Origin of the sequence: Aneurinibacillus aneurinilyticus ATCC 12856 (assembly GCF_000466385.1) — a bacterium.
GTDB classification, from domain to species: Bacteria; Bacillota; Bacilli; order Aneurinibacillales; family Aneurinibacillaceae; genus Aneurinibacillus; species Aneurinibacillus aneurinilyticus.
The window spans coordinates 1-5,685 of the sequence record NZ_KE952692.1; the positions used below are offsets into that span (position 1 = coordinate 1).

Annotated in this window: 7 protein-coding genes; 6 read left to right on the forward strand and 1 reads right to left on the reverse strand. The window is 43.9% G+C overall.

Translation table 11 applies throughout. The features are described 5' to 3' along the window. Nucleotides 1-72: 72 nt before the first annotated feature. Nucleotides 73-591, forward strand: a complete 519-nt coding sequence (def, locus tag HMPREF0083_RS03330; RefSeq protein ID WP_021619614.1) for a peptide deformylase — start codon at nt 73-75, stop codon at nt 589-591. A gap of 33 nt (nt 592-624) precedes the next feature. Next, nucleotides 625-786, forward strand: coding sequence for a hypothetical protein (locus HMPREF0083_RS27810; RefSeq protein WP_021619615.1), 162 nt, complete (start codon nt 625-627; stop codon nt 784-786). Nucleotides 787-805: 19 nt separating this feature from the next. On the opposite strand, the gene HMPREF0083_RS03335 is transcribed toward HMPREF0083_RS27810, so the two are convergent. Beyond that, on the reverse strand, nt 806-2,047 hold the full coding sequence (locus HMPREF0083_RS03335; protein WP_021619616.1) for a M20 family metallopeptidase: 1,242 nt from the start codon (nt 2,045-2,047) through the stop codon (nt 806-808). Between the two features lie 443 nt (nt 2,048-2,490). Between HMPREF0083_RS03335 and HMPREF0083_RS03340 the strand changes: the two genes are divergently transcribed. The 4 genes from HMPREF0083_RS03340 (at nt 2,491) to HMPREF0083_RS03355 (ending at nt 5,610) form a co-directional block, all read left to right on the forward strand. Next, on the forward strand, nt 2,491-3,723 hold the full coding sequence (locus HMPREF0083_RS03340) for an FAD-dependent oxidoreductase (RefSeq protein ID WP_021619618.1): 1,233 nt from the start codon (nt 2,491-2,493) through the stop codon (nt 3,721-3,723). 160 nt (nt 3,724-3,883) lie between these two features. Continuing rightward, the gene (locus HMPREF0083_RS03345) at nt 3,884-4,546 is read left to right on the forward strand and encodes a TetR/AcrR family transcriptional regulator (RefSeq protein ID WP_040301356.1); all 663 of its coding nucleotides are present in this window, start codon (nt 3,884-3,886) and stop codon (nt 4,544-4,546) included. A gap of 351 nt (nt 4,547-4,897) precedes the next feature. After that, the gene (locus HMPREF0083_RS03350) at nt 4,898-5,278 is read left to right on the forward strand and encodes a hypothetical protein (RefSeq protein WP_040301357.1); all 381 of its coding nucleotides are present in this window, start codon (nt 4,898-4,900) and stop codon (nt 5,276-5,278) included. Between the two features lie 83 nt (nt 5,279-5,361). Further along, nucleotides 5,362-5,610, forward strand: coding sequence for a TolB-like translocation protein (locus tag HMPREF0083_RS03355; RefSeq protein WP_148315845.1), 249 nt, complete (start codon nt 5,362-5,364; stop codon nt 5,608-5,610). The last annotated feature ends 75 nt before the right edge of the window (nt 5,611-5,685 follow it).

Here is a 5,685-nt window from a genome sequence, read left to right on the forward strand (position 1 = left end):
TTTTGCCTTTAAGGGGAACATTTTCGTATAAAAAAGTAAGGGAAGCATAATCAGAAAGGAGAGAATGCTTTCGTGTCACAAAAAAAGATTTTGCCGTTTGGCGATCCCATTCTGCGCAAAAAAAGCAAACCTGTTGATGAAATTACACCAAAAATTATTAAACTACTTGATAATATGGCAGACACATTATATGCGGATGACGGGCGTGCGGGTTTGGCAGCTCCACAGGTAGGAATATTGCGCAGAATCATTGTCATGGATTGTGGGGAAGGATTAATTGAGCTAATCAACCCAGAAATTATAAAGACGAGTGGCGAGCAAGCAGGTCCAGAAGCTTGCTTATCATTTCCAGGTTATACAGGTATCGTAAAACGAGCCAACCATGTGGTGGTTAAGAGTATGAATCGGCAGGGGGAAACATTTTTCCTTGAAGGCAGGGGCTTTCTTGCACGTTGCCTTCAGCATGAAATTGATCATTTGAATGGAGTTTTGTTCATTGATCATGTACAAGGAAACGTATTATACCATGAAAAAACCCGGGAAAAAGTCGATTTATTCGATGTGATTCGATTGTCGAACCAGCATGCATAAAACCGAATATAATGATGTGAAGAACAGCGCCTTATGCCGAAGCGGTATCTTAAAGATGCACATCCGAAAGATTCAAGACTACTGTTTCTCACTATTGTAAGCGAGTTAGTACGCAGGCAATGGAAACCGCCTGCCGATGGTGCTCGGCATCTATCGACAGGCGTAGGGAAAAATTGGTATGACAAGGTGGCATAGGCTCGTCATTCTACTGCTTTCAGCGCTCATCCTCTGCTTCTGATCCTCCCAAATACTCTATCGCCATCGCGATAAAGAAGCGGATCGATACAAGGTACTTATCAACTTCTACCCATTCATCCGGCTGATGTGCCATCGTCGGCTCTCCCGGTCCATAAATAAATGTCGGCACATGCAGGTGAGGCGCAAAAACCGAACCATCTGTGAAGTAGCGCACGCCTTTAGGCTTTAGGGACTGTCCGGTATGCTTGCGGGCACAATCAACCGCAAGCTGGACAAATGTATCTTCTGAATCGGTTGTTAGCGGCGGCATGTCATTGGCGATCCGAATATCATAGGAGGCGCCTGCCATATTGCATAGCCGGTCCAGTCTTGCACGCAATTGCTCGACAATTTCGTCATGATTCTGACCGGGAACGGTACGGATATCAAGCGTACACGTACAACGATCCGGAACGACATTCGTTTTGATTCCACCATGAATCGTACCAATATTCATGGTCGGTTCACCAAGCAGGGGATGTTCTTCGTATTCGAATTCATATGCATCCAATTCACCGATAAACCGGGTAAGGAGCTGAATAGCATTCACCCCTTGCTCCGGCATGGAACCATGCGCCGTTTTCCCATAAACAGTAACCGCTATCCACAATGCGCCTTTATGGGCACAAAAAATCTCATTGGCACTCGGTTCGGAAATAACCATGGCTGTCGTATCATCTATCTGGCCTTTTTGCACAATTTGTTTAGCGCCGAAGCAATCCACCTCCTCGCCGACTGTACCAACGAAGCGTAGCGTGCCGCCCAGCTTGATTCCTGCACGTTGAAGACATTCAAGTGCCAGCACCATGGCCGCCACGCCGGCTTTCATATCGGCTGTACCACGGCCATACATATATCTATTTATCACATCACCCCCGAACGGGGCATGCTTCCATTCCACTTCCCCGATTGGTACTGTATCGAAGTGACCACTGTAAGCGAGGACCTTGTCTGTGCTTGTTTGCTGCCCATTTACATAAGCGGTTGTAGCACCGGATAGTGCAGCAAACAAATTCGTTCTGTTTGGTGCCACTTCATCCAATTTTACAGCAATCCCTGCCTTAACCAGCCTGTTTTTAATTGCTTCGGCTACCGCTTTTTCCGTGCCGGGCGGATTCACGCTATTGATGCGGACTAACTTCTGTAAAAACGCAATCGCATCCTGTTCATCAATACATGAGCATGCCTTATCAACCAAATTCACTTCCGTTAAAGCCACATGACATCATCCTTTCACTTTTTAATATTTTTACTTACAGTGCTGGTTCCTCCTTCGTCATTATAACTGTAATTTCCTTCCTGATTTGCACAGTCAAAATGCATAATGATGGGAGATTCGCAACGTTAACCAACTATCGCAATTATTCTTCTGAAATTTCCACTCCTTTTGCACGCAAAGCATCTACTGCACATGATATATATACCGTATTCCATAGCCGATGCTTCCGCCGCCCGTGAACAATATCGGAAAAAAATGACCCCACATAGCGCTATGATCAGCACGACCGGAATTGCTGCGATTAACTTAAGAATTATGCAAAATGCTCAGTAACATAGCATCGAGTTGCGGCGTTTAAGTTTAATAGTTGACAAGATACTTAAGTGCACATTAATATAACGATGTAAGATAAATCTAATAATGTTAGAGGAGCTGGTGAAGAGATGCGTAAAATTTCTGTAGCTATTATAGGAGGCGGGCTTGGCGGGCTTGCTCTGGCCCAAAGTCTAAAGAATAACAATATCGACTTTCATGTCTACGAAAGAGATCAGTCATCTTCATTTCGCCAAACAGGATATCGTATTAAATTGAATCCTGACGGTACGACCGCGCTTCGAAATTGCTTACCGAGTCATCTATACCAGCTCCATCTTTCGACTGCAGTTTACACTACGAGCCATCCTGTATTCCTCGACGCATACTCCTTAAAACCGGACGGAGGACCAGAAGGAGTGAACAAACAATCTAAAGAGGTTCAGCCTGCCGTGAATCGGTTTACATTTAGAGAAGTACTGCTTGGAGAATTGGATGAAAACATTCATTTCGGCTACCGATTCACGCACTACGAGAAGTTGGACAACGAACAAATTAGAGCATGGTTTGACAATGGGGAGTATGTTGACGCAGATGTACTCGTGGGAGCTGACGGCGGTGCGTCCAAGGTTCGGAATCAATATAAGCCTAGGGTTGAAATTTTCGATACGGGAGGAAGGGTATTATATACCAAGGTATTTCTGGACGAACATCGTAGAAAGGAATTGAATTTACCCACCGGCAAAGAAATGCGAGGTATCGGGTGTCCGGATGGAGAAGCTCCAGGCTTTCTACTTCTTGATGATATGGCCTTCAAACAGCCTCTGGAGAAGATTCCGGAAACGTTGGCGCCTCATGTGAAAATCACTCCGCAGCAAGACTATCTTTATGCCGTTTTTGCCGGATCGCCGGAATGGTTCCATATTCCCGATGAACAACTTTTCCAATTGAGCGGTTCGGAATTGTTGCAACTTGCGCAAGAAAGAACCCGAGAATGGCATCCGCAAGTCAAACGCATGCTTGAGTTGGCCGAACCCGAATTAACGGCAGTTTATCATCTTCGTAATGTGATGCCATATAAGCCGTGGAAGGAAACGACGCAAGTCGTATTGCTGGGCGACGCTCTTCATCCGATGACTCCTGCCGGTACCGGGGCAAATGCGGCATTGTTTGACGCAAGCGAGCTATCCAAAGAATTGATTCAAGTGAAAAACGGAAATAAGCAATTGCTGGACGCACTTCGGGATTATGAATTACCCGCCATTCAGCGCGGCATGAGGAATGTTCGGTTATCTTCGCAGGCTGGCACCGATATGTATAATCAAAAGCCGTTGCCGGATGAAGATATGGTTATCGAAGATTAGTTACATTTGTTCCAACGTATTTTTTTATACCCTAATTTAATTCAAATTATTAAGCTCCAGGTTAATCTTCGCCGCGTTGGTGTTGAGTTTGTTTCTTTCCAAACCAAAGCCCAGTTAAGATATAATAAGAGATAAAAGAAAAGCGATGGGAAGTGACAGGATGAAGCAAAAGCGCAGGCCCCATATATCTGAAGAGAAGATCATAGAAGCTTCGTGGAAGCTGCTTAGTTCTCAAGGCATCGAGCAATTTACGATGAGAAGTCTCGCCACAGAACTTCATATTCAAGCGCCGACGATTTATTGGTACTTTAAGAACAAGCAAATTTTGTTCCAGGCACTTGCGAACGAAGTTGCACGAGAGATCATCCGCGATCTTCCTGAAACCGGAGTATGGAGGGAACGGCTGTTATTAAGCATACAAGTCATCCGTCAGAAGCTGAAACAGTTTCCATGCTCTGCCCAAATTCTCATAAAGTCGCGTCCCGAGTCCGATTATTTGCAGTTGTTCGACTGCCTGCTGCAAATGATCGAGCCGACGCAGTTATCGGATAAGCAGAAGTTTTCGTATGTGTCCCATGTGTTCAATTTCGTGATCCATTATGCCATAGACGAGTACGAACAGCGTATGTTGCATTTGACGCTTGAAGACGAGGGCGAGGGCAGTTCCGAAATCAATCTCTCCCAATTCAGTCTGATCGAGCGAATGCATGATGCCCAACTATTCAATTTAATCGGATCTGACGAGATGTTCGAATCGGGAATCGCTTTGTTGTTGGACGGGATAGAGCAAAGAGTGATCGAATCCTCGCGAGGAACCACATAGACAAGGATGCTCTTCGTTACTACTCGATGGCCGAGCATTTTAAGAGACCATTTTTTATTCGACAAGTGCGGGTAGCTCCGGGCAGAAAAGTCCGGAGCTGCTCCGTTTTATTTAGGCTTTAGCCAGTTGAGGGCGTGAAACGCTCGAAATCATGACCACCCGTTGGGATGGGTGGTCATGATTTTATCGACCTTGCTGCTTCTCATAAATGCTTGCCGTAGTAGTCTAGGCGCTCCCCTTTTTCGGGGTATGGGCAAAAACACCCAAATACCATACCGTTTTTAAAAAGTAAAAGCATATTACATATATGACTTTACTACAAAAAAAGTGGAAGAAGTAGGTCAGATACTAATGACTGCCCAGTACCCATTGGGAGCTATTGACCGCACGAACCATACTTTGTATTATTCTGAGTGTGATTCCACTGGAGCAGATCAACTTGTCAAATTTGATTTAAAAACCAAACAGAAGGAACAATTAACTACACAATTGTTCGCAATTAATCGCATGATTCCAGTGGACAAAAAAATCATTCTATCTACATCGCCAAAATGCCAAAGGAATATTCCATTAGCAACCTATGATTTACAATCAAAAAAATTAAGCCTTTGGGATGAAAAAGATCATGACACTTCCGATCGTTCATTGACACTTAATCCGTTTACCGGAAAACTTTATGCTTCTCTCTATTCTGAAAAGGAAGGGTACAAAAATCAAAAAAAGCAGACATAGAGCAAACAACGAAGGTAGTACCTGCTGTTCACCGGATTGCTGAATACGATGTAGAGGGACAAATGTTAAGGGAAATCTATAAAGTGGAAGAGATGGTCACGCTTTTTTCCGTTTCGAAGGACACAAATCTTGCCTTGATTAGAACCGCTCCGACGGTATTTAAAGAGAGGAAATTATATCTGTATAACCTTAAAACGGGTAAAAAAGAAGTACTGAAAACCGATAATTATGGTGCTATCGAACATGCCTTCTTTTCTCCTGACAATCAAGGCTTTTTCTTTACAGCCAGGGAATCAGGTAGTTACATAAATAATTTTATGCTAGTAAATTAAGTTCTACACATAAAAAAACTAAGATAATTTTAAACAAAAACCCAAGGGTGTTGATTATCCAGTATAATCCAAAGT

Coding starts and splice junctions, on each gene's coding strand:
- HMPREF0083_RS27810 (WP_021619615.1), top strand. CDS start 625: ATGCCGAAGCGGTATCTTAAAGATGCACATCCGAAAGATTCAAGACTA.
- HMPREF0083_RS03340 (WP_021619618.1), top strand. CDS start 2,491: ATGCGTAAAATTTCTGTAGCTATTATAGGAGGCGGGCTTGGCGGGCTT.
- HMPREF0083_RS03350 (WP_040301357.1), top strand. CDS start 4,898: ATGACTGCCCAGTACCCATTGGGAGCTATTGACCGCACGAACCATACT.
- HMPREF0083_RS03345 (WP_040301356.1), top strand. CDS start 3,884: ATGAAGCAAAAGCGCAGGCCCCATATATCTGAAGAGAAGATCATAGAA.